This window comes from Microcystis sp. LEGE 00066, from assembly GCF_015207925.1.
Classification (GTDB): Bacteria; Cyanobacteriota; Cyanobacteriia; order Cyanobacteriales; family Microcystaceae; genus Microcystis; species Microcystis ichthyoblabe_A.
Window position 1 is genome coordinate 1 of the sequence record NZ_JADEVX010000071.1, and the last position, 21,320, is coordinate 21,320.

The 21,320-nt window shown below is 43.8% G+C and carries 22 protein-coding genes and 1 pseudogene; 16 read left to right on the forward strand and 7 right to left on the reverse strand.

Features of this window, described 5'->3' with window-relative positions:
- Nucleotides 1-169: 169 nt before the first annotated feature.
- On the forward strand, nucleotides 170-364 hold the full coding sequence (locus IQ224_RS24995) for a hypothetical protein (RefSeq protein WP_071591806.1): 195 nt from the start codon (nucleotides 170-172) through the stop codon (nucleotides 362-364).
- On the forward strand, nucleotides 325-1,425 hold the full coding sequence (gene prfA / locus IQ224_RS11670) for a peptide chain release factor 1 (RefSeq protein ID WP_194032967.1): 1,101 nt from the start codon (nucleotides 325-327) through the stop codon (nucleotides 1,423-1,425). The genes IQ224_RS24995 and prfA overlap by 40 nt, the downstream gene beginning before the upstream one ends.
- Nucleotides 1,426-1,750: 325 nt before the next feature.
- On the opposite strand, the gene IQ224_RS11675 is transcribed toward prfA, so the two are convergent.
- Nucleotides 1,751-2,926 (reverse strand): transaldolase, encoded by a 1,176-nt coding sequence (locus IQ224_RS11675; RefSeq protein ID WP_194032968.1) that lies wholly within the window; start codon nucleotides 2,924-2,926, stop codon nucleotides 1,751-1,753.
- Between the two features lie 210 nt (nucleotides 2,927-3,136).
- Here IQ224_RS11675 and rpmI point away from each other — a divergent pair, with 210 nt between their 5' ends.
- The 3 genes from rpmI to IQ224_RS11690 are packed head-to-tail and all read left to right on the forward strand — an operon-like array spanning nucleotide 3,137 to nucleotide 4,689.
- Complete coding sequence (gene rpmI, locus IQ224_RS11680) at nucleotides 3,137-3,340, forward strand: 50S ribosomal protein L35 (RefSeq protein WP_002740108.1); 204 nt, start codon at nucleotides 3,137-3,139, stop codon at nucleotides 3,338-3,340.
- Nucleotides 3,341-3,371: 31 nt separating this feature from the next.
- Entirely contained in the window at nucleotides 3,372-3,719 is a 348-nt protein-coding gene (gene rplT / locus IQ224_RS11685; protein WP_002739593.1) for a 50S ribosomal protein L20, read from the forward strand.
- Nucleotides 3,720-3,732: 13 nt separating this feature from the next.
- Nucleotides 3,733-4,689, forward strand: a complete 957-nt coding sequence (locus IQ224_RS11690) for a PhoH family protein (RefSeq protein WP_002743972.1) — start codon at nucleotides 3,733-3,735, stop codon at nucleotides 4,687-4,689.
- A 327-nt stretch (nucleotides 4,690-5,016) separates the two neighbouring features.
- Here IQ224_RS11690 and IQ224_RS11695 read toward each other — a convergent pair whose 3' ends face one another.
- Together IQ224_RS11695 and IQ224_RS24105 are read right to left on the reverse strand one after the other, a co-directional pair.
- A complete protein-coding gene (locus tag IQ224_RS11695; protein WP_194032969.1) occupies nucleotides 5,017-6,132 on the reverse strand; it encodes a fatty acid desaturase in 1,116 nt (371 codons plus the stop codon).
- 64 nt (nucleotides 6,133-6,196) lie between these two features.
- Nucleotides 6,197-6,382 (reverse strand): hypothetical protein, encoded by a 186-nt coding sequence (locus IQ224_RS24105; RefSeq protein WP_228036208.1) that lies wholly within the window; start codon nucleotides 6,380-6,382, stop codon nucleotides 6,197-6,199.
- Between the two features lie 158 nt (nucleotides 6,383-6,540).
- Between IQ224_RS24105 and IQ224_RS11700 the strand changes: the two genes are divergently transcribed.
- The 6 genes from IQ224_RS11700 (at nucleotide 6,541) to IQ224_RS11725 (ending at nucleotide 14,022) form a co-directional block, all read left to right on the forward strand.
- Nucleotides 6,541-8,043: a hypothetical protein gene (locus IQ224_RS11700; protein WP_194032970.1), complete on the forward strand. Its 1,503-nt coding sequence runs from the start codon at nucleotides 6,541-6,543 to the stop codon at nucleotides 8,041-8,043.
- 6 nt (nucleotides 8,044-8,049) lie between these two features.
- Nucleotides 8,050-9,009, forward strand: coding sequence for a MoxR family ATPase (locus IQ224_RS11705; protein WP_194032971.1), 960 nt, complete (start codon nucleotides 8,050-8,052; stop codon nucleotides 9,007-9,009).
- Nucleotides 9,006-11,888: a formylglycine-generating enzyme family protein gene (locus IQ224_RS11710; protein ID WP_194032972.1), complete on the forward strand. Its 2,883-nt coding sequence runs from the start codon at nucleotides 9,006-9,008 to the stop codon at nucleotides 11,886-11,888. The genes IQ224_RS11705 and IQ224_RS11710 overlap by 4 nt, the downstream gene beginning before the upstream one ends.
- Nucleotides 11,889-12,091: 203 nt before the next feature.
- Nucleotides 12,092-12,343: a UPF0175 family protein gene (locus IQ224_RS11715; RefSeq protein ID WP_002769612.1), complete on the forward strand. Its 252-nt coding sequence runs from the start codon at nucleotides 12,092-12,094 to the stop codon at nucleotides 12,341-12,343.
- A complete protein-coding gene (locus IQ224_RS11720; RefSeq protein WP_194032973.1) occupies nucleotides 12,336-12,821 on the forward strand; it encodes a DUF3368 domain-containing protein in 486 nt (161 codons plus the stop codon). The genes IQ224_RS11715 and IQ224_RS11720 overlap by 8 nt, the downstream gene beginning before the upstream one ends.
- A gap of 400 nt (nucleotides 12,822-13,221) precedes the next feature.
- Nucleotides 13,222-14,022, forward strand: a complete 801-nt coding sequence (locus IQ224_RS11725) for a formylglycine-generating enzyme family protein (RefSeq protein ID WP_194032974.1) — start codon at nucleotides 13,222-13,224, stop codon at nucleotides 14,020-14,022.
- 146 nt (nucleotides 14,023-14,168) lie between these two features.
- Here IQ224_RS11725 and IQ224_RS11730 read toward each other — a convergent pair whose 3' ends face one another.
- Complete coding sequence (locus IQ224_RS11730; RefSeq protein ID WP_194032975.1) at nucleotides 14,169-15,047, reverse strand: hypothetical protein; 879 nt, start codon at nucleotides 15,045-15,047, stop codon at nucleotides 14,169-14,171.
- Between the two features lie 165 nt (nucleotides 15,048-15,212).
- Between IQ224_RS11730 and IQ224_RS11735 the strand changes: the two are divergent.
- From IQ224_RS11735 to rsmG, 3 genes and pseudogenes are all read left to right on the forward strand, one after another.
- A pseudogene (locus IQ224_RS11735) lies at nucleotides 15,213-15,409 on the forward strand (PhoH family protein); the annotation flags it as partial.
- A 24-nt stretch (nucleotides 15,410-15,433) separates the two neighbouring features.
- Nucleotides 15,434-16,402: a cysteine synthase A gene (locus tag IQ224_RS11740; protein ID WP_002743983.1), complete on the forward strand. Its 969-nt coding sequence runs from the start codon at nucleotides 15,434-15,436 to the stop codon at nucleotides 16,400-16,402.
- Nucleotides 16,403-16,437: 35 nt separating this feature from the next.
- The gene (gene rsmG / locus IQ224_RS11745) at nucleotides 16,438-17,115 is read left to right on the forward strand and encodes a 16S rRNA (guanine(527)-N(7))-methyltransferase RsmG (RefSeq protein ID WP_002743984.1); all 678 of its coding nucleotides are present in this window, start codon (nucleotides 16,438-16,440) and stop codon (nucleotides 17,113-17,115) included.
- Between the two features lie 2 nt (nucleotides 17,116-17,117).
- Here the strand turns inward: rsmG and cax are convergent, their stop codons facing one another.
- Entirely contained in the window at nucleotides 17,118-18,206 is a 1,089-nt protein-coding gene (cax, locus tag IQ224_RS11750) for a calcium/proton exchanger (protein ID WP_002743985.1), read from the reverse strand.
- A gap of 27 nt (nucleotides 18,207-18,233) precedes the next feature.
- Nucleotides 18,234-18,854 (reverse strand): YdcF family protein, encoded by a 621-nt coding sequence (locus IQ224_RS11755; protein WP_002743986.1) that lies wholly within the window; start codon nucleotides 18,852-18,854, stop codon nucleotides 18,234-18,236.
- A 13-nt stretch (nucleotides 18,855-18,867) separates the two neighbouring features.
- On the opposite strand from IQ224_RS11755, the gene IQ224_RS24585 reads away from it, so the two are divergent.
- Entirely contained in the window at nucleotides 18,868-19,002 is a 135-nt protein-coding gene (locus IQ224_RS24585) for a hypothetical protein (RefSeq protein WP_002743987.1), read from the forward strand.
- 9 nt (nucleotides 19,003-19,011) lie between these two features.
- Here IQ224_RS24585 and IQ224_RS11760 read toward each other — a convergent pair whose 3' ends face one another.
- Entirely contained in the window at nucleotides 19,012-20,496 is a 1,485-nt protein-coding gene (locus IQ224_RS11760) for a site-2 protease family protein (RefSeq protein ID WP_080612722.1), read from the reverse strand.
- A gap of 104 nt (nucleotides 20,497-20,600) precedes the next feature.
- Between IQ224_RS11760 and IQ224_RS11765 the strand changes: the two genes are divergently transcribed.
- On the forward strand, nucleotides 20,601-21,272 hold the full coding sequence (locus IQ224_RS11765) for a hypothetical protein (RefSeq protein WP_002743990.1): 672 nt from the start codon (nucleotides 20,601-20,603) through the stop codon (nucleotides 21,270-21,272).
- Nucleotides 21,273-21,320 lie beyond the last annotated feature (48 nt).

Consider the following 21,320-nt stretch of genomic DNA (forward strand, 5'->3'; position numbering starts at 1 on the left):
CCCCACACCCTGCTTTTAAACAGAATTTAAGATTACTTGTCCAAACCTGCCAAAAAATGATAGTTTCAGATATAGGAATAATCTGGTTAAGAAAAAAAATGTCTTCCCTTGCCGCTTGCTGGCCTAAAAATATTTCTAAGTATTAGCAAAACTGACTGACTGTCAGCAGTTGAGTGGGATTTTTCCTAGCTCGCAGAACTCCAGACAAAGAAAATTAAGACAATTAAAAGTATTGCGTCTCTATTATCTCTCAGACGCTTCTAATCCAAAGAATTTGCGGGTTATCTTCAAATTAACCCCGTTTAACCCTATTTATTATCGATTATGGCTGAAAGTTATTTACTCAACAAACTGCAATCTGTAGAACAGACCTACACAGAATTAACCCGTCGTCTAGCGGATCCCGATGTCACCAGTAATCCGGGTGAATTGCATCGTCTGGCCAAATCCCGCGCTTCCCTAGAGGAAACGGTCAACACCTACGAAATTTGGCAAAAAAGTCAAGAGGATTTAATCGGTGCGAAACAAATCTTCAAAGAATCCGCCAGCGATCCCGAATTACGCGAAATGGCCGCCCTAGAAGTGGCAGAATTAGAGGCAAAAATCGCCACTTTGGAAGACCAATTAACAATTCTGCTGCTGCCCCGGGATCCCCTCGATGAAAAGAATATCATGCTGGAAATTCGCGCCGGGACCGGAGGTGATGAGGCCAGTATTTGGGCGGGAGATTTAGTGCGTTTGTACTCAAAGTATGCCGAAACTCAAAACTGGAAAGTTAGCCTTTTGAGTGAATCTCCGGCGGATATGGGAGGATTTAAAGAGGCAATTTTAGAGATTAAAGGCGATAACGTCTATAGTAAGCTGAAATTTGAGGCGGGAGTCCATCGGGTGCAGCGGGTTCCTCTGACAGAAGCGAGTGGTCGCGTCCATACTTCCACCGCTACCGTGGCAATTATGCCAGAAGTGGACGATGTGGAAGTGCATATCGATCCCAAGGATATTGAGTTAACCACGGCTAGATCCGGGGGGGCAGGCGGTCAAAATGTCAATAAAGTGGAAACTGCCGTCGATTTAATCCATAAACCCACGGGAATCCGGGTTTTCTGCACCGAAGAGCGATCGCAACTGCAAAACCGGGAACGAGCTATGCAGATTCTCCGGGCGAAACTTTACGATATAAAGTTACAGGAACAACAGGAAGCAGTCAGTTCCATGCGGCGCTCTCAGGTGGGAACCGGTTCCCGTTCGGAAAAAATTCGCACCTATAACTATAAGGATAATCGTCTCACCGATCATCGCTTAAATGAGAATTTTTCCCTCGATCGCATTTTAGATGGCGATATCGAAGAGGTGATTCAATCCTGTATCGCCAAGGATCAACAGGGAAAACTGGAGGAATTAGCCGCTGCCCAAGAGACAGCTTAATCAGTGATCAGTGATCAGTTACCAGTGAACAGTAAAAAGCTCCCCAGTCCCCGCACTTTCCCCACTGGTGGGGGTGAGTGCGGTTGGGGACTGATGCCGGTTAGTTCAACTCACAAGCAATCCGGGCTTGCTGAATAAATCTAAAAACCTTGTTGGATAAAACTTTTAGACCTTTTGTCAATCAAAAAGTACCGGATATGGGAGTGGTCGGGGGGGGGGAAATTCAGGTACTTTTCCCCTGAAAATTAGGTAATTGGCCACCTCAAAACCGGTAAAACCCCACACCCTGCCCCCACCAACAAACTTTTTGCCGCAAACCCTAATTCTATGCTTCCACTAAACGAAAAGCCGCACCCAAACCGACAGCGATCTCATCGGGAGAAATTCTGCCATCATGGTTAATATCGATCGCATCGAATACCGCATCGGTTCCCGCCCATTCTTCCCGGGTGATAAAACCATCCCCATCATGATCATAGACTCGGAAAATATCTTCGGCGGCGTGTTCGAGGGTTGACTGACCTTCCAACTGGGTTAAACGTTGAATCAGCAATTGTTCCAATAATTCTAAAGCTTTAGTAAAACCTTGAATACCTTCCGTTAGTTTTTCGGAAGCCATGGCATCTTCGGCGTGCATTTTCTCAAAAGTCGCTTGATCCATGGCAATTTTGACAATATCAAGGGTTGCGGCCTGTGCTGGATCGAGCTTACGGGGTAAATCGGCTTCTGTCCCTTGCAATTGTTCGAGCAGTTTCGGGGAAATGGTTAAAAGATCACAACCGGCTAACTCGCAAATTTCACCGATATTGCGGAAACTTGCCCCCATAACTTCGGTTTTATAACCAAACTTTTTATAGTAGTTATAGATCTGGGTAACGGATTGGACTCCGGGATCTTCAGCACCAACGTAGTCTTTACCGGTTTCTTTTTTATACCAATCGAGAATCCGACCGACAAAGGGAGAAATTAAGGTGACTCCCGCTTCCGCACAGGCGATCGCCTGATGAAAACCGAATAATAGGGTTAAATTACAGTGAATACCCTCTTTTTCGAGGACTTCTGCGGCTTTAATCCCTTCCCACGTCGAGGCAATCTTAATTAAGACTCTTTCTCTAGAGATACCCGCTTGTTCATACTGGGAAATGAGATAACGGGCCTTGTGGATGGTAGCTTGGGTATCGTAGGAAAGACGAGCATCTACTTCGGTGGAGACGCGGCCGGGGACGATTTGCAGGATTTGCAGACCAAAACCGATCGCTAGGCGATCAAAAGCTAATGTGGCCACATCTTCTGGGGTGGCCTGCTCTCCTAATTCTTTTCTGGCCGCTTGTAGGGTTTGATCGACAATCGGCTGATATTGGGGCATTTGGGCCGCGGCCGTGATCAGGGAGGGGTTAGTGGTGGTATCTTGGGGGGTAAAAGCTTCGATCGCTTGGATATCGCCGGTATCGGCAACAACCACTGTAAATTGACGTAATTGTTCTAGTAGGGTTTTAGCCATGACTTCTCCAGATGCGTGTTAACACGAGACTTCATCCACATCTTAGCGATTCGATCAAGAGGAAGGGGAAAAATTCCCGATTGATTTAATTCCCAAGTACAGACCTGGCCAAAGTAAGGATGAGCCGGGGAATCTTTTGGCCACTCCTTGCCCAAAGTCCTCTATTTGTGATAGTATTAGTGATTGTGTCGATTTAATAAAACGGAGTTTATGCCCAAGCTAAAAACGCGAAAGGCGGCGGCCAAACGATTCGAGGCCACGGGAAGCGGCAAAAAAATCAAACGTCGCAAAGCCTTCAAAAATCACCTACTCGATCATAAAAGTGCCGAACGCAAGCGCCGTCGTTTGTCCCAGATTACCCTAGTGGACGAGCGCGACGAGAAGGAAGTGCGCTTAATGTTGCCCTATTTGTAAGTTTTCCAGAAAAATCGTCTAAAGGATTATCATGTCTAGAGTAAAACGGGGGAATGTCGCCCGCAAGCGACGCAAAAAAGTTCTCAAATTAGCCAAAGGTTTTCGCGGTTCTCACTCGCGCTTATTCCGTACAGCTAACCAACAGGTAATGAAGGCCTTGCGGAATGCCTATAGAGACCGTCGCAAACGTAAACGCGATTTTCGTCGTCTTTGGATTACCCGCATTAACGCCGCTGCTCGTCAACAGGGCATCAGTTACAGCCAACTGACCGGACAATTAAAGAAAGCTAATATCCTCCTCAATCGGAAAATGTTGGCCCAATTAGCCGTCCTCGATCCCGTCGCTTTTGCTAAAGTGGTAGAAACAGCCAAAGGATAATTTAGCCCCAAGCATGACGGAAACTTGGCAAACGATTCAATTCCCCAGTTCAGAAAGTGCGATCGCTTTAGCGGGTCATCAAGAAGCTAACCTCAAATTGATAGCCAAGCAAACTGGGGCGAATTTAGTCCTCAGAGGCATGGAATTGCGGATTGCGGGGCAACCGACCCCGGTGGAGCGTGCCACAGCGATTGTGCGCTCCTTAAGTATTTTATGGCAAGAGGCCAAGTTAATCGCCGAAGCCGATATTATGACCGCTATCCATGCCCTCGATACGGGGCGTTCTAGCGAGTATAAAGAACTACAGCAGGATATTCTCGCTCGTACCCGTCGCGGGGAGCTAATTCGGGCAAAAACCTTCCGTCAGCGTCAATATATTCAAGCGATTCAAAGTCACGATATCACCTTTTGTATTGGACCTGCTGGCACGGGGAAAACCTTTTTAGCCGCCGTTTTAGCAGTACAGGCTTTATTAGAAGATAAAGTAGAACGGATTATCCTCACCCGGCCGGCCGTGGAAGCGGGGGAAAAATTAGGCTTTCTCCCGGGGGATTTACAGCAAAAAGTCGATCCTTTTTTGCGTCCCCTCTACGATGCTTTATACGAATTTATCGAAGCGGCCAAAATTCCCGACCTGATGGAACGGGGTAAAATCGAAATCGCACCCTTAGCTTATATGCGGGGACGAACCCTAGCTAATGCTTTTGTTATCGTTGATGAGGCCCAAAATACCACCCCAGCACAGTTAAAAATGGTCTTAACGCGCTTGGGATTCGGTTCGCGCATGGTAGTAACTGGAGATGTCACCCAAACCGATTTACCGCAACAACAGGAATCGGGGTTAATTGCCGCTCAAAAAATCCTCAAATCAGTAGAAGGGATCGCTTTTTGTTACCTATCCCGGGCCGATGTGGTGCGTCATCCCTTAGTACAAAAAATTGTCTCAGCTTACGAACAGCACGAAAAATAACAGATTATTGAGATGGTCGCTCTTGTACTCTTGCGAGAGAGTATAGAATTAGGTTTGCGATGTGCAACTAAAAAGGACAGAATCAGGGTTCCAGAGGATACTTTATCTCTGCTGATTTCTGAAAGCCTTGTTGTAAATCAAGACTAAAAATATAGGGCTCTTCTAGGTTCTGTGTGATAAGTTTAACTTACTATATTATCGATCTTTCCTTTGTGTCCTTTGTGTCTTTGTGGTTCGTTCCACCCCCTCGCTAGGAGGAATGTATCTTAGAATACATTTTACCCACCAAACCCGGGAGAGCCAATATAGTTGCACACCGAGTTTAATTTAGCTTTTTCTCCTTAAACTAAAACCGACAAAGACGTAGTTTAAGGCGTTTCGGTATCCCCAAACTTCAAGGAATTGATAACGCTGCCATCCTTTCACCGAGCCGGTCTGAAAAGCTCTGAGGGTGTATAGTTGATTAGCCCAGTTGTGATCGTTTGGTGTAGCATGGTGAACACAGTGCGCTCCTAGGCTAACTGGAAGGATGATGACCCGAATAAAGACTGCTCCCACTAATTCCGTGGACCATTTTAACCACTCTAACCAGTGGTCTGAGCGCGGAGGGTAAGCACCCAGATATAGAGCAAAAGATTTACCAATTACCTGAGATTTAGCTCCCTCATTATCATCGGCTTCATAGGCCCAATTATGCTCCGGTAGCTGTTGCAAGAGTGCAGCTGCATAGGTTCCGAGTTGGGTAAATAGCGCCCAGAGTAAGCAGATTAAACAAGAATGGGTTAAACCCGCACAAACAGAGGCCAAGAAAAGCACAATCAGGGTAGCTATTTGATAGTTAATGGGAGCTTTAAGAAGATTAGTCAGACGAGAAAGGAAGGTTTCTCCGTAAAACTTGGGAGAGAGTAATAACTTGCCCAAATTTTGCCAATAGAAGGACTCTTCTTCTCCAAATTCAAAACCTAACTCTTCTACTAGGTAGGGGGTATTCCCCTTGTCATTCATGGTAGCTAGGTTTTTCGGGGGGTGGTGAATTAGTAGGTGATTTTCTTTGAACAACGGAAAGGGCTTTTTCCCGGTAATTAAGGTGAGCAAACAACCTAAAAGATGGTTATAAGTGGGATATTGAGGGAAAAAAGCATTGTGGGCGCAAAAGTGGGCTATTTCCTGCAATTGAGCCGCTCCAGCTACGGATAATAAACATCCTAGGGGGATTAATTGCCAGTGGCTAAGAGCGATCGCTAATCCGCCTATATACTGGAGTATGCCATAGATTAGCTCTAAGGAGGGGGTGCTTTTCCAGAGAGGGGTAGCAAGGTAGTAGCCTGTTAGCCAGTCAAAGAAAGCTTGTACGAGACGATTATCGCTGATTTGGAGCATCCCTAGGCGTGGATTATCCCTTAAAGCCGATGCTTGTGTTGGGGTGGTTTTTTTGAGTATCATAGTAGTAGAAAATTTGGGTGTACTGTCCTGAAAATGGTTAAATAACCAAATTCAGGCGGTTTTATTAGTGGTTGTGTAGGCGTTCGATTTCTCGATAGTGCTGGACTAATTGCCCATCACTAAAAAACTGCTTTGGAGAGATTTCTATCTCGATGGCGAGATTAATTACCCAAGCTTCTTTGGGTACATACCCCAAGAGATTTTTTAGCCTCTGGGTTAGTGATTTAATCTGGTAGTTTGAGATGTACATAAGCTCTGAATTAGACTACACTTTTAGCTTATCTCTAGCCCTTTTAATTATCGAGGTAGTTTTTGTAGCATTTAGTAGTTAACTTGCCAAAGTATCATTAAGTAGCTAAAAGTAGCATTTTGTGAATTGTATTCTTAAAAGGAGAACCACAAGGACAAATGGGAGATAGAAAATCTAAGTCTAAAAAACCAAGTGATCTGAATGAATCAGATTTTTTGGGCATTGTAATGCAGTTAGTTATAAAAGTAGATAATAAGGGATTATCTGATATACAAAAAATCTTAGTAAATGGATTTCGTCAAGGTTTAACTTATGATGAGATAGCAGAGAAAAATTACTTAAATTCAGAAAATCTTAGGAAAGAAGCAACTAAAAAATTATTTCCCTTGATTTCTGAAGCTCTCACAGAAGCTATGAAAACGCCTATAAAAGTTCAAAAGACTAATTTTATTACATTAATTGAGCATTGGAATGCTATCGGTAACAAGGGTATCTCTGTAGAAAATAGTCTTGTTCAAAATAAGACAAAAATTAATATACTTACAAAGCTTAAAAATAAATTGTCTGGACAACAACAATCAGAACTGAGTCCGATCATAAAGTCGTACTTGCCAGATAATGAAAATGCTAATTTTGAAAAAATCATCAGTAAAATCATAGATTCTCCAGATAAAGATTCATTAATAATACTTTTTAGACTTACTCAAGATAGCAGAGTTAATAGCTCCACTTGCCCATACATTGAACAAACAATACAGGAGTTAAAGGAATTATTAAAGATTACTGACACAGATTACAATGCTTGGATAGCAGAAATAACAGAAACCAATCCAGAACCTGACAATCGAGAAAATATTAATAACTATCTAATTATCAAAATAGAGGAGAGTAAAAGTCAAGCAAATACTTCCCCTGAATATAAATTTGCTGCGTGGTTTCTACAGTTAAATACATCTCAAAGTCAAGGAAATAATTATATACCTCTTCCTGTAGATAGTAGCGTTAGCAAAGATGTTTATACTCAAAAAGATATAACGAACATTTTAACAAAAATTATTGAAGATTGTCATAACCGAGGAGGTGCAAACTTAAATATTGAATTTTTCACCAATGGCAAGCTACTATATACTAACTTTGAATCTTGGGAATACAATTACTTTGATAGCCTAACTCAACTTAAGAGAACATATTTTGTTAATGTTCGTTCTCTTACGAGATTGGAAACAATGTATAGTAAAATGCCAGCTTATCAACATTGGAAAAGTAGATGGGAAAGCTTAAAAAAAACTTTTATAGATACACAAACAGTTACTAACAGCGAGTCCTATTTGTGCCAAGAAACAACTCTATGGAGCAATCTTTGCGCTTCAACTCAAGAGGATTTAGAGCAATTATTTAAAAGAAGCTTAAAATATGGCATACCTTTATCCGTTGGGTCACGCTGTCATGCTCAGGAAGCAATTCACAGAACACAAATTAATACACTCTTACAGGGTATTCAAATTAATCACTTGTCCACAAGAGTTCAAGAGGTGAGGCGACAATCACCAGATAATTTAGAAGATGAACCCGAACATCTAGGACATCATCTATTATGCTTTTTAGAAGACCCCAATCGGATGCCCCCCTTCCACTACTTAACATCTCAGCACCTAGGTTAATTAACTATGAATACATGGAAAATCTTTCAAGGCAATCATGAAAAAGGCTCAAGGGATAAGATTACCTGGCCAGAAATCCCACCTTGGCGAAGCTTCGCCACCGACAAATCCGAGGAGCGGGGAAAACAACTCATAGTTGACGATAAAACCATCGAAACCGTAAACGCAGCCATTCACCTACGCCGGCCTATTTTAGTCACAGGGAAACCGGGTACAGGGAAAACCTCCCTAGCCTACGCAATCGCCTACGAATTAGACTTAGGAGAAGTATTAGTCTGGCCAATTAATACCCGCACCACCCTACAAGAGGGATTATACTACTACGATGCGATCGCACGTTTGCAAGATTACCAATTAGAAGAAAAAAAAGACATAGGGCAGTATATCCGCTTGGGTCCCTTGGGAACAGCCCTCTGTCCGAGAAATTATCCCCGGGTACTGCTTATCGATGAGATAGATAAAAGTGACATCGACTTACCTAACGACCTCTTAAACCTTTTTGAAGAGGGAAGATTTGAAATCACCGAACTTTCCCGACTCGCTAAAGATACCGAAAACGAACCAATACCAGTACAAACCCATGACGGTAAATGGGAATCCATCCCCCAAGGCAAGGTAAGCTGCCAACAGTTCCCCATAGTGATTATGACGAGCAACGGCGAGAGGGATTTTCCCCTACCCTTTAAACGTAGATGTCTGCTCTTAGAAATCCCCGAACCCAACCCAGAGGAACTAAAAAAGATAGTAAAAAGCCATTTTGATTATAAAGAAGCCAGTCCCGAAAGTAAAAAAATAGAAGACGCGATCGCAGAATATGTGAAAAAACGAGACAAAGGGGAACTAGCAACAGACCAGCTTTTAAACGCCGTCTTTATGAGCATGGGCGAAAATAAACCCACGGATGCAGAATTAAAGTCCCTTACCAACCTACTATTTACCTACCTCACCGACACAGGCAATACATGACCCAAACCCCTCCCACACCAGAACTGATTGATAAATTTATCACCTTTGTCAAGGGCAGGGGATGGGACCTAGACAGTTACCAGATAGCTGATAGTTTATGGTGGTATGTTCTCACCCAAGAAGAGGAAGGAAAACCCCAAACCCCTACAGAGCCTAGGGAAGAAAAGGAAGAAACCCCGACCGCTAAAAACCCCTCCCAGGAGAGTAAAAACAAAACCCAAGAGCCAGCAGCCCCATCCGATGAAGTTCCCTTAATACGGGAGACAGAAGCACAAAAACAGCCGGAGAAGATAGGCGCAGACACCCTACCCATTAGCATCCCCGATGCCAAATTCTGGCGAGAAACCCTAAAATTAGGGCGAGCAGTGCGTCCCCTCATCCAAAAGATAGACTCAGCCACCCAAAGACAAATAAACCTAAACAGCACCGTACAGAAATCGGCCGAGTATAGCATCGGCAAGAAAGATGGCAGTTTAGCCCTAATACCCGTTTACCAAGCCAAAAAAGTCCGTTCCCTAGAGGTAGTTTTACTGATTGAAGAATGGGCCTCCATGGTCTTTTGGAAAGAAATGGCCGGGGAAATCCGCGATTGGCTAGAACAAATCGGGGCCTTTCGGGATGTCAAACTCTACCGCATCGGATGGGACGAAGACAGGCAAAATTTAGCCATCCGTACCTACTCTAACGATACTTGCTCAATTCACCCAAAAGATCTCATCCATCCTCGCGGCGAAAGACTTATCCTCTTCTACAGTGATTGTACTTCCCCAGACTGGTATCAAGGACGCTATAACCAAGCTCTTCAGGACTGGGGAAAACACCAAATCGTCACCCTGCTTTCTCCCTTCCCGGAAGCAATGTGGGAAAGAACCGCCCTTAGTCGAGGTTGGTTCGTCTCCCTAGTCAACCAAACCCCCCGGAAACCTTCACAAAACTGGAGATTTACCTCTATCCCCCTGCTACTACAAATTGAGAACGAAGAGGAAAATCAACATATTCTCAGAGAAACAATCCAAAAAACCTACTTTCCCCTACCCACCATCTCCCTAACCCCTTCATCCTTAAAAGCTTGGGCGCTCGTTGTCAGTGGTGACAGCAACGCCACCTGTGCGGGGGTACTACTAGAAAAATCCCCCCAAAACAGAGAAATACCCGCAACTATTTCTCCGGAGATGTCTAGGAAACAAGCTCTAGAACTATTCGCTAGTACCGCCTCACCTCTAGCTTGGGAGTTACTGAAAAAATTAGCCGCAGCCCCGGTAAATCTTCCCATCATCCGTCTTATCCAAAGCCAACTTTTAAGCGCCTCTAACCCCCTAAACATAGCAGAAGTCATCCTTAGCGGTTTTCTTAAAGTCTATCTAGGAGGGGAACCAGTGAAGTGGGACAAAGGAGGTAAATTTAACTTTCATACTCCCCCCAACAGCCTAGATTTTGAATTTGATGATGAGGACAGAGAGCTTCTGCTCACTGAACTAGGGAATAGCCGCGCCTTAGAGGTAATTTTTGTCCTCTCGGAATACATCGCCCAAAAACTCAACCTGAGTACCACCACCTTTTTTGGTCTTATTCTTACCAATCCCCAAGTTCTCCTCGGCAAAGAAGCAGCTAATCTAGTTCGCGCCTTTGCCAAGGTATCTGCTAAGGTTTTCCAAAAGCTAGGGGAAGCAAAGTACCAAGAAATTAGCCAAAAGCTGCAATCTATGGTTGACTCACCTCCACCCCCACCGGTTGAGGAAAAGTGGCTGAGGAAATATAAAACCGTAACCATAGCTAAGGTAAAAGAGCTTACGGGAGGAGAGGAAATATTGTTTCAACTGCTCAAGCATAGACTTAAGGATTTCAGCGTAGAAGATGGCGAACTGTATCAGCGCCTTCGTTTAACCCCTGAGCAGCTTAAATTTTTGGCAAGCGAAGAAATAACCGCCGAGACAATCCCAGTCCAGTTTAGGGAAGTCTTGGATAACACAGAAGAAGAAATCATCACCGAGAAATTTAACCTAACCCTGTTCAAGTCTGAAACCGTCTTTGTGGATGAGAGGGGACAAATTACCGCCAAAGAACCCGTGAGAGCCTTCTACTTTGAAGAAAATCCCCCCAGCTTAAAAATGCTCTATATTCCTTCGGGGGAGTTTTGGATGGGAACCGAAGCGGAGGAAATAGCGCGGCTAGTGAAAAAATGCAATAGGGATTGGTTCCAACGAGAATCCCCCAGACATTTAGTAAAAATCGCCCCGTTTTACCTAAGTCAAACTCCGATTACCCAAGCTCAATGGTTATATATTGCCCAAAGAAAAGATTTAAAAGTAGAGCGAGATTTAAAACCGGAGCCATCGCGGTTTAAAGGCAGCACAAACCCCGTTGAAAATGTATCTTGGTTAGATGCCGTAGAATTTTGCCAAAGGCTCTCTAAAATGACCAAGAAACAGTATCGGCTGCCCAGTGAGGCGGAATGGGAGTATGCTTGTCGTGCTGGAACCACCACCCCCTTCCACTTCGGAGCAACCCTCACCTCAAAATTAGCTAACTACGATGCTAGGGAACGCTTTGCTGAAGAACCAGCAGGAGAATATCGTGCGAGAACCACCCCCGTGGGGCAATTTCCCCCCAATGGTTTTGGTTTGTATGATATGCACGGCAATGTCTGGGAGTGGTGTCAGGATGACTTCCGGGAAAATTATCAAGGCGCACCTAGGGATGGTAGTCCTCGGCGAGAAAAGAGCAAAAAACAGCAAAATCAGGCATATAAAGCTCTGCGGGGCGGTTCTTGGTGCAGCAATCCGTATAACTGCCGTTCCGCTTACCGCCTCAGCAGCCTCCGCCGCTTCGTCAACCTCAACGGTTTTCGGGTGGTGTGCGGTGCTGGGAGGACTTTGTAGCCCTTTTTCTCTTTTTTCCCTTTTTACCCTTTTTCTCCTTTTCGATTTTTTTGAACAAATGTACTAGATGTGAGTTGGCTGATAAGTGGCTGGTTATAATTAAATTGAAGACGGGTTTTGATCCCCCTTATCAAGGTAGGGTTGATTCATGAATCAACCCTACAATCAATCAATCCTACTATCAATTAATCCTAGGATTCATCATGTACCAAATCACTCTTTCCCTACCCGATGAAACTGCTCTCGCTTTACACCTCACCCCAGAACAACTAGGACAGGAAATCTCTCTGCTTGCTGCCATTAAACTTTATGAATTGGGAAAACTTTCCTCTGGCACTGCTGCCAACTTAGCAGGTATTCCGCGAGTTGTTTTTCTTTCTAAACTTGCAGACTATGGAGTTGATACCTTCCGACTCAAGGAAGCAGAATTAATCGAGGATCTGGCCAATGCCTAACGTCATTGCCGATACATCACCGATTCAATACCTCTATCAGACTAACTTACTTGACTTACTACCGAACTTTTACGGACAGATAATTATTCCTTTTTCAGTAGCTCAAGAGTTAGCCGTTGGAAAAGCTTCTGGAATCTCTTTACCTGATATAATCTCCTTAAGTTGGATAATTATTCAACAAGCAAAATCAGTTTCTCTTTTACCCCTTGTCACTGATTTAGGAAAAGGAGAAAAAGAAGTATTAGCTTTAGCAATAGAAATTCCCGATTCTCTCGCTTTACTTGATGATGGTTTGGCGAGACGATATGCAAATTTATTAGGAATAAAACTCACTGGCACAATGGGAATATTATTAAAGGCTAAACAAAATGGTTATCTACACCGTATTGAGCCAATTCTTAATCAACTAGAATTGCTGAAGTTTCGCTTAGATGCCACTACTCGTACTTCTGTGTTAAAATTAGCTGGTGAAGGATAGAGTATAAAGGCTCTTCGTTACTTGTTATGGTTCGATAGGGTGGCATAAATCGACTAAATCCTTATCTGGCAAGAGATTTAATTGATTAGTTCGCTCTATATCAAAAACAATTGACAAAAATCGCCAAACGTCTTTCTATATAAGGGTTCCATCCCTTATAACCCCCGTACATTGCATAACACAAACCGAAGAACCAGTATAAAATCAATTTTTAATTTAATTATAATAACTTACCTTAGGGCTTGCTGAAAAAGTACGGGCGAAGCATTCGGGTAATAACCTATCGGTGAAACCGGAGATTTTCTATCCGAATGCTTCGCCCCTACAGGACGCGGGCCGACACAGAACACTAAAACCCTTACCTCGTCTATATTTCACATTTATTCAGTAAACCCTACTTATGCCTACAATAATCATCCAAAAGACCCAAAAACGTCTTTTAATCTATAGAGAAAAACTCACCGATGACCTAGACATAGAATTAGTCAAAATACCATCGGGAACCTTTACAATGGGTTCTTCAGAACAAGAAAGTGGTAATACAAGTGAAAAGCCCCAACACAACGTTACTCTGAAAAACTTCTTGATGGGTATTTATCCCATTACCCAAGCTCAATGGTTATATATTGCCCAAAGAAAAGATTTAAAAGTAGAGCAAGATTTAAACCCAGATCCATCGCATTTTAAAGGCAGCACAAACCCCGTTGAAATGGTAAGTTGGTTAGATGCTGTGGAATTTTGCCAAAGGCTATCTAAATTAAGTAAAAGAAAATATAGGCTACCAACGGAAGCTGAGTGGGAGTACGCTTGTCGAGCGCAAACCAAACCCTTAAATCTCCACAAAGGAGAAACCTACCCCCCCTATCACTTTGGGGAAATTCTTACCCCAGATTTAGCCAACTATAATGACAATCTCCAAAAAACCACCCCTGTTGGGCAATTCTACGCCAACGACTTTGGTTTATACGATATGCACGGAAATGTCTGGGAGTGGTGTCAAGATGATTGGCGCGAAAATTATGAGGAGATAAAAAAGAGCAAAAAACAGCAAAATCAGGCAGATAAAGCTATGCGCGGCGGTTCTTGGTACATCAATCCCTATTTCTGCCGTTCCGCTTACCGCAACCTCAACAACCGCCGCGGCCTCAACAACTTCACCTTCGGTTTTCGGGTGGTGTGCGGTGCTGGGAGGACTTTGTAACCCTTTTTCTTGCATGAGTAGAAAACGGGTTTCTCTGAGAAACCCGTTTTCTGTGGGGTATAGTAAAGGGATTGGGGGAAGTTCGGCTAATCTTAAGAATAAGCAGTTTAAATGCGTCTTAGCTCACATCAACAGCCGCTCAGTTATTAGTATTCTCCCCCATCATTTTTTTTCTGGTCTAAAACATGATTATAGATCACACTGTTGAGAGATTGCCAAAAAGGAACTAATAAAATACTCAGAAGTAAGACAATAGTAGTCAGACCATAGGAAAACATCACTATTAGATTTTCCGTGAGCGTTTGCCAGTCCTCCGAAGAATTGAACCAAAAGGGAATTGAAGCCAAAGCTACTGACAGAAGACAAACTGGAATAATTAATAAAATGGCAATAAATATCACTCCCACAATTCTCCAAGCCGAGTTTTTAGTTAAATGCCAAGCTCTCTCGATTGCTTGCCAACTGCCTAAATTATCTTCAATTACTAAGGGCAATTCTGCAATGCAAATGCGAGCATATAACCAAAGGAAGAAAACAGGAAGACAGAAAGAAGCCAGTAAAATAAGCCATACACCAAGGATGGGGATAAAACTGACTAACACCAGAGGCAGCGTTATCGCCAAAATTATTGTCGCTCCTAACAAACCGATCAAAACCTGCATCCACCACAAGCGCCACATTTTCGGCTTAACTTTTTTTTCCGCTTGTCCGGCAGTTTCCGGCTGATAAATGATGTCTTGAAAAGCTAATCGTGAGATAACCGCATTATTGAAAAGAGACTTAGCGGCCGAGAAAATTTGTATCGGGAAAAGAAATAAACGTAAACCGATATCGCTGCCTTGTTCGGGGGTAATTGTTTGATAAAGTAATTGACTGAGAATTAATTGCAAAACTAAGGGAAAAAGCGACCACAAACAGGCGCGGACAGCAAAGAATACATAAGTTGGGAAGCGATCGCGATAAAGACGGAAGGCAGTATTAATCGTATTGCCAATAGTCAAAGGAGCGATGGAATTGTTAGTCACGGCTGGACTCCTTACAGAATGCCACCACTATATTAGGTTAGGTAACTAATAACAGCTAAAAACTTCCAATTTAATCAATATTTCCAGCTAAGACAACAATTTTGCTAAAGTGGTAGAAATTGGCCAACGATTCAATTCCCCAGTGGAGAAAGTGCGATCGCATTAATGGTCTTAACTCCCTTGGGATTCGGTTCGCGCATGGTAGTAACCGGAGATGTCACCCAAACCGATTTACTGCAACCACAGGAATCGGGGTTAATTGCCGCTCAAAAAATCCTAAAATCAGTAGAAGGGATCGCTTTTTCTTACCTATCGCCGATGTGGTGCGTCATCCCTTAGTACAAAAAATCGTCTCAGCCTAGGAACAGCACGAAAAATAACAGATTATGGATATTAAACATGGTTTCGTCGATGCGGTGGGTAATACTCCCCTAATTCGTCTCAATAGTTTTAGCGAGGAAACTGGCTGCGAGATTCTCGGTAAGGCCGAATTTCTTAACCCCGGTGGTTCGGTCAAGGATCGCGCCGCTTTATATATTATCCAAGAAGCGGAAAAAGCCGGTACTCTCCAACCGGGGGGAACCGTTGTCGAAGGAACCGCCGGCAATACTGGCATCGGTTTGGCCCATATCTGCAATGCTAAAGGTTATAAATGCCTGATTATCATTCCCGATACCCAATCCCAAGAGAAAATCGACCTCTTAAGAACCCTTGGTGCGGAAGTGCGTACTGTTCCCGCCGTTCCCTACCGAGATGCCAATAATTACGTTAAATTATCGGGGAGATTGGCCAGTGAGATGGAAAATGCTATCTGGGCCAATCAATTCGATAATCTGGCTAATCGTCGCGCTCACTACGAAACCACCGGCCGGGAAATCTGGGAACAAACCGACGGTAAAATTGATGCTTGGGTGGCTGCCACGGGAACCGGGGGAACCTACGCGGGGGTGGCGATGTTTTTAAAAGACCAAAATCCCCAGGTGCGTTGTGTGGTGGCGGATCCGATGGGTAGCGGTTTATATAGTTATGTGAAAACCGGGACAATTACCCTGGAAGGTAGTTCAATTACGGAAGGAATTGGTAATAGTCGTATTACGGCTAATATGGAAGGCGCACCCATAGATGATGCCATTCAAATTGATGATCCCACTGCCATTAAAGTTGTTTATCAACTATTACAAAAAGATGGTTTATTTATGGGGGGTTCTGTGGGTATTAATGTTGGTGCTGCGGTAGCTTTAGCTAAACAAATGGGACCAGGCCACACTATTGTTACTGTTCTTTGTGATGGTGGGTCTCGTTATCAATCTCGTTTATATAATCCTCAATGGTTGGCTGAGAAAGGATTGGCTTAAATTGTACTGATAACTGATAACTGATAACTGAATTAATGATCCTTCCTGAATTATTTGACCTTTGGCAAGAAACCCTAGAATGGCAACCCGATGGGGCCAGACAAGCGCGATTTCAACAACTTTATGAGTTGATTTTAGAGGGTAATCAACGTTTTAATCTCACCCGAATTACCCAACCGGAGGAGTTTTGGGAAAAACATCTTTGGGATTCTTTATCGGGTTTAGCTTGGTTACAAAAATCCCAGCCGGATCTATTGACAAAACCCCTGTCAGTCATTGATTTGGGGACCGGGGCCGGGTTTCCGGGGCTGCCAATTGCGATCGCATATTCCCATTGGTCGGTGACTCTCTTAGATTCCACCCAAAAAAAGATTAATTTTCTTGAAGAAGTTATTGACAAATTAGAGTTAAATAACACGAAAACTCGTTTAGGTCGGGCGGAAATCGTCGGGAAAAACCTTAAACATAACTGTGCTTACGATATCGTCTGTTTGCGAGCGGTAGGTAATGTGGATATCTGTGTTAACTATGCTTTGCCTTTCCTGAAAAAGACCGGAATCGCTATTCTCTATCGTGGTCAGTGGTCCGCGCAGGATAGTTTAAGTTTAGAGGAGAATCTAGGGAAAGCTGGCGGTAAAATCCTCAAAATTGCCAGTTTTACCACTCCCTTAAGCCAAAGCGTCCGTCATTGTCTATATATCTGCAAGAAATAACTTTAAGCAGTGAGAGGATGAAAAAAGAAAGCCAAGGCCAGGATAGCATAGGTAGCTAAGAGTAACATTCCTTCCAACCAATTCGATCGCCCATCACTACTAATCGAATTAGCTAACCACACCGCTACAGCCACTGCCACTAACTCAAAGGGATTAAAATTTAGATCCATGGGCTGACCGATAATATAACCCATGATAACCAAAACCGGAGCCACAAACAGGGCGATCTGCATACTGGAACCGACGGCCACAGATACCGATAGATCCATTTTATTCTTAAGAGCGACGGTGACGGCCGTAGCGTGTTCGGCCGCATTACCGATAATAGGCAAAAGAATCACCCCGGTAAACAGTGCCGTTAAACCTAGCTGTTCCGTAGCCTCCTCTAGGGATGCCACCAATAACTCCGATTCTACGGCCACAGCGATGGTAACGATCAATAAAATCAAAGACCAAAACCAGATTTTCGGTTTTGCGGGGTTTTCTCCAGCGCTTTCCTCCTCAATACCAGCAATCCCGACATCGTAGAGATAGGTGTGGGTTTTCATGGAAAACAAGAGACTTAAACCATAGACGAAAATTAACACCGCTGCCACGGCCACGGATAGACGTTGCAGGACTGGTTCCCCGACTCCCGTGGAGGTAAATTGCACGGCAGTGGGTAAAAGAATCGCCACCACCGCCAAATTCATGGCTGAAGCATTTAAACGAGCAGTTATTGGCTGAAATTCCTGTTCTTTGAAGCGTAAACCGCCTAAAAACATCGATAATCCCATAACTAAGAGTAAATTACCGATAATTGAACCAGTAATCGTCGCTTTTACCACATCGATGAACCCTTCCCGCAAAGCGACATAGGCGAGAATTAATTCTGTGGCATTGCCAAAGGTGGCATTCATCAAACCGCCAATATTTGGCCCAACCACCACCGCAATCGCTTCGGTGGCTTCCCCCATGTAGGCCGCTAGGGGGATAATGGCTAGACAAGCGGTGATAAAAACTACCGTTCCGCCCCAGTGTAACAGGGAACCGGCGATCGATAGCGGCACAAAAATTAATAAGATGGCGAAAATGGTGTTTTTGCTTAACATAAAGTGGTTAATTTTGTCAAGATAATTTTATTTTGATCGGGTTGGGAACTGAGGGGGACTAGAATCGGATTCTAGCCAAAATTCCCCAGTAGAACCGGTTATTATCCATAATATTGCCCTAAAACCGTCTCTGAGGGACTTTTCTAGGGGTTCGGGGGGTGATTGGGAGGGAACAGTCACCGGTTTAATCACGATTCCGCGACTACCAAAAATAATTTCTCCCACTAATCGCGCCCTTCTCATGTGATTATCAGAAGTGACTAGATAGACGCTATCAATACCTTGGGCTTTCAGTTGATCGGCTAGGCTAGTAAAGTTAGTGACAGTATCTCGCGCATTATAATCGAGATGGAGACGTTCTGGGGGAATTCCCGCTTTTTTAAAAATCTTTTGCACATATCGTCGCGGACTACCGGAAGATACCCAAATCGGTAGATCGGGATATTCCTTAGCTAATTTTGCCGCAAAACGTTCTCGATCGGCATGACCTCCCAAAACAAAAATCGCTTCCGGTTTTAGCCACTGCTGACGTAAATCGAGGTATAACCAGCCTAAACCCGCCAAAATTAGCGGAATAGCCAGCAATTTTAACCTATTCCCTTGCGGAGAAACTCGCTTTTTTCTCTGAGAATTAGCCTTGAGAACCATATAACAGTGATCGGTGAGCGGTTGTCAACCTTCAGCTTTGTGGATTAAGGTGATCGAGGGTGAGGATCATCGAACTCACATTGACGTAGGAGATGGGGATTTTATTCCCCAACTGACCGATAATTTTTCCGGAACTCAGGTGGATTGATGCGGTTGCTTACATCCCCCACCAACGGGCCACCGCTTCGGGAAGGGGGAGCAAAATACTTAATAATAAAGCCAGGGAAAATAGGCCTAATAAATCTCGTTTATTATCCAATTCCGTCACATCATTTAAAGCTGGTTGATCGCTGACTGGCATTAATAAGAGAATAATCGCCCAGAGTAAAAAATCTGGCTGCACTAGGGCTAAAATAAACATGAATAATCGAGTTAATTGACCGATAATTATGGCGGTTTTCTGCCCATACATGGCGTGAACAATATGACCACCATCCAATTGACCAACGGGCATTAAATTCAAGGCCGTAACGATAATTCCCACATAACCAGCTACCGCTAAAGGATGTAAATGGATGGCTTTTCCTGCGATTAAATTACTGCCGAGAGCTAGTTTAGCTACGATAGACAAGAAAAAAGAAAACTGCGGATTTAAGGCCTGAAAATTTAATAAACTGCTTTGATTAGTTAGGGGAACTATTTCCGAGAGGGACAATCCCAAAAATAGTAGAGGAATAGCGATAATTATACCCCCCAAAGGACCGGCCACTGCCACATCAAATAAAGCTTTGCGGGTGGGTACAGGGGAGCGCATTTGAATAAAAGCCCCGAAGGTGCCGAGGAAGAAAGGAATGGGGATAAAATAGGGCAAAGTAGTTTTAATTTTATATTTAACTGCTGTAAAATAATGACTGAATTCGTGCAGTCCTAAAATAGCAATTAAGCCCAAACTGTAGGGTAACCCTTGCAATAATAAACTAGGATTATTTTCTAATTGTTGGGCGGTAATGCCACTTAATCCCGCACCGACCACTGTGGTAGTTAAGATAGTTAATAACAATAAACCCAGGGCAAGAAAGGGGCGAGTAACTTTTTCAGTTTCTATGGTTTCTGTTTTTTGCTGCCAGGGATTAGCCACAAGAGCGAAAAAAGGTTGTCCCTGAAAACTTTCTTGGAAAAGCAATAAAAAGCGATCACCAAAAACCTTTTCCACATTGCTTTTAATCACTTGATAAGCTTCTTCGGGAACTGCTCGCAATTTCCCCCGACAGAGAATTGCTTGGGGACGATAATCGATATTTTGCAGATAATAAACACCCCAAGGAAAACAATCTCGTAGGGATTTTTCCTCTTCAGCAGTGATCGGTTTTAAATCATTTTTAGGTGCAGGATTATCAATATTTTCTAGGACTAAATTCGCTTGTTTCCGTGGTGATGGGGAGCTTTCTTGGGGAGTAACCCGACCTCTCTGTACTAACCACCAGTACAAAAAAGGGCAGATCACAAAGGGGCCGATCAGCAAAAATGCCGGCATGGGGGTATCCTCTCCATAGATTAACGTCCAGCCGGTCCAAATTAGAGCCGGAGTCATCAGGACTAACCAAATTAACCATATTGGTGTTGTCGTGATTTTGGCCACGCTACGCTTGACGATAAAATAAGTGAAACCGCCAAGAATCCCTAATAACAACCACATTTCCATATCGGCTCTTTTCTATTGAGTAAAAGGCGGCTAATTTCAGCCGGCCCGGTCATCGATCGTGCTAAATTGTAAACCGCATTGATTGTGATTTGGATAGGCAAACCATGCGATCGGAAACCGAATCGTCTCCTTTAGAGGTTAGCAAAACCACAAAACCCCCTCGATTAATTCTAGAAGGTTTATACGCTTTCTCGCCTAATCGGGAAACCCTAGGGGGAACCTCTTATCTTATTGTAGAAAATACTGGCAATATTCTGGTGGATTGTCCTGGCTGTGAGGATAGCGAGCGGGATTTTCTCCGAGAAAAGGGAGTCCGTTACTTATTTTTTACCCATCGCGGGGGTCAGGGTAAACAGAGCGATTCTCTGCAAAGTTGGCTTGATTGTGAGATTATTCTACAGGAACAGGAAGCCTATCTGCTTCCTCACCGTCAAATTACCGTTTTTCAGCAGCAAATCCAGTTATCTCCCACTTGTAGCGGTTTTTGGACTCCTGGTCATTCTCCCGGCTCCTCCTGTCTCTACTGGCAGCGTCACGGGGGGGTTTTATTTACCGGTCGTCATCTTCTCCCCGACACCAAGGGTCAACCGCAACCCCTACAGACCGCGAAAACTTTCCACTGGCCGCGGCAATTGCGATCGCAACAGGCCATTTTAGACCGTTTTAGTCCGGAAACCCTCTCCTATCTTTGTCCGGGGGCTAATACCGGCTTTTTGCGCGGTCGGGGAATTATCGATCGCGCCTACGAAAAAATCAGCGCCAATCCTCTTAACTAGGGTTTGCAGCAAAAAGTTTTTCTGGGGGGTAGGGTGTGGGGTGTGGGG

Excerpts from the sequence above, each read along its gene's own strand:
- IQ224_RS11765 (WP_002743990.1), top strand. The coding sequence starts at position 20,601 with ATGCGATCGGAAACCGAATCGTCTCCTTTAGAGGTTAGCAAAACCACA.
- IQ224_RS11700 (WP_194032970.1), top strand. The coding sequence starts at position 6,541 with ATGGGAGATAGAAAATCTAAGTCTAAAAAACCAAGTGATCTGAATGAA.
- IQ224_RS11740 (WP_002743983.1), top strand. The coding sequence starts at position 15,434 with ATGGATATTAAACATGGTTTCGTCGATGCGGTGGGTAATACTCCCCTA.
- IQ224_RS11715 (WP_002769612.1), top strand. The coding sequence starts at position 12,092 with ATGTACCAAATCACTCTTTCCCTACCCGATGAAACTGCTCTCGCTTTA.
- IQ224_RS11695 (WP_194032969.1), bottom strand. The coding sequence starts at position 6,132 with ATGATACTCAAAAAAACCACCCCAACACAAGCATCGGCTTTAAGGGAT.
- IQ224_RS11705 (WP_194032971.1), top strand. The coding sequence starts at position 8,050 with ATGAATACATGGAAAATCTTTCAAGGCAATCATGAAAAAGGCTCAAGG.
- IQ224_RS11720 (WP_194032973.1), top strand. The coding sequence starts at position 12,336 with ATGCCTAACGTCATTGCCGATACATCACCGATTCAATACCTCTATCAG.
- IQ224_RS11675 (WP_194032968.1), bottom strand. The coding sequence starts at position 2,926 with ATGGCTAAAACCCTACTAGAACAATTACGTCAATTTACAGTGGTTGTT.
- cax (WP_002743985.1), bottom strand. The coding sequence starts at position 18,206 with ATGTTAAGCAAAAACACCATTTTCGCCATCTTATTAATTTTTGTGCCG.
- IQ224_RS11725 (WP_194032974.1), top strand. The coding sequence starts at position 13,222 with ATGCCTACAATAATCATCCAAAAGACCCAAAAACGTCTTTTAATCTAT.
- rplT (WP_002739593.1), top strand. The coding sequence starts at position 3,372 with ATGTCTAGAGTAAAACGGGGGAATGTCGCCCGCAAGCGACGCAAAAAA.
- IQ224_RS24105 (WP_228036208.1), bottom strand. The coding sequence starts at position 6,382 with ATGTACATCTCAAACTACCAGATTAAATCACTAACCCAGAGGCTAAAA.
- IQ224_RS11760 (WP_080612722.1), bottom strand. The coding sequence starts at position 20,496 with ATGGAAATGTGGTTGTTATTAGGGATTCTTGGCGGTTTCACTTATTTT.
- IQ224_RS11755 (WP_002743986.1), bottom strand. The coding sequence starts at position 18,854 with ATGGTTCTCAAGGCTAATTCTCAGAGAAAAAAGCGAGTTTCTCCGCAA.
- rsmG (WP_002743984.1), top strand. The coding sequence starts at position 16,438 with ATGATCCTTCCTGAATTATTTGACCTTTGGCAAGAAACCCTAGAATGG.
- prfA (WP_194032967.1), top strand. The coding sequence starts at position 325 with ATGGCTGAAAGTTATTTACTCAACAAACTGCAATCTGTAGAACAGACC.
- IQ224_RS11690 (WP_002743972.1), top strand. The coding sequence starts at position 3,733 with ATGACGGAAACTTGGCAAACGATTCAATTCCCCAGTTCAGAAAGTGCG.
- rpmI (WP_002740108.1), top strand. The coding sequence starts at position 3,137 with ATGCCCAAGCTAAAAACGCGAAAGGCGGCGGCCAAACGATTCGAGGCC.
- IQ224_RS11710 (WP_194032972.1), top strand. The coding sequence starts at position 9,006 with ATGACCCAAACCCCTCCCACACCAGAACTGATTGATAAATTTATCACC.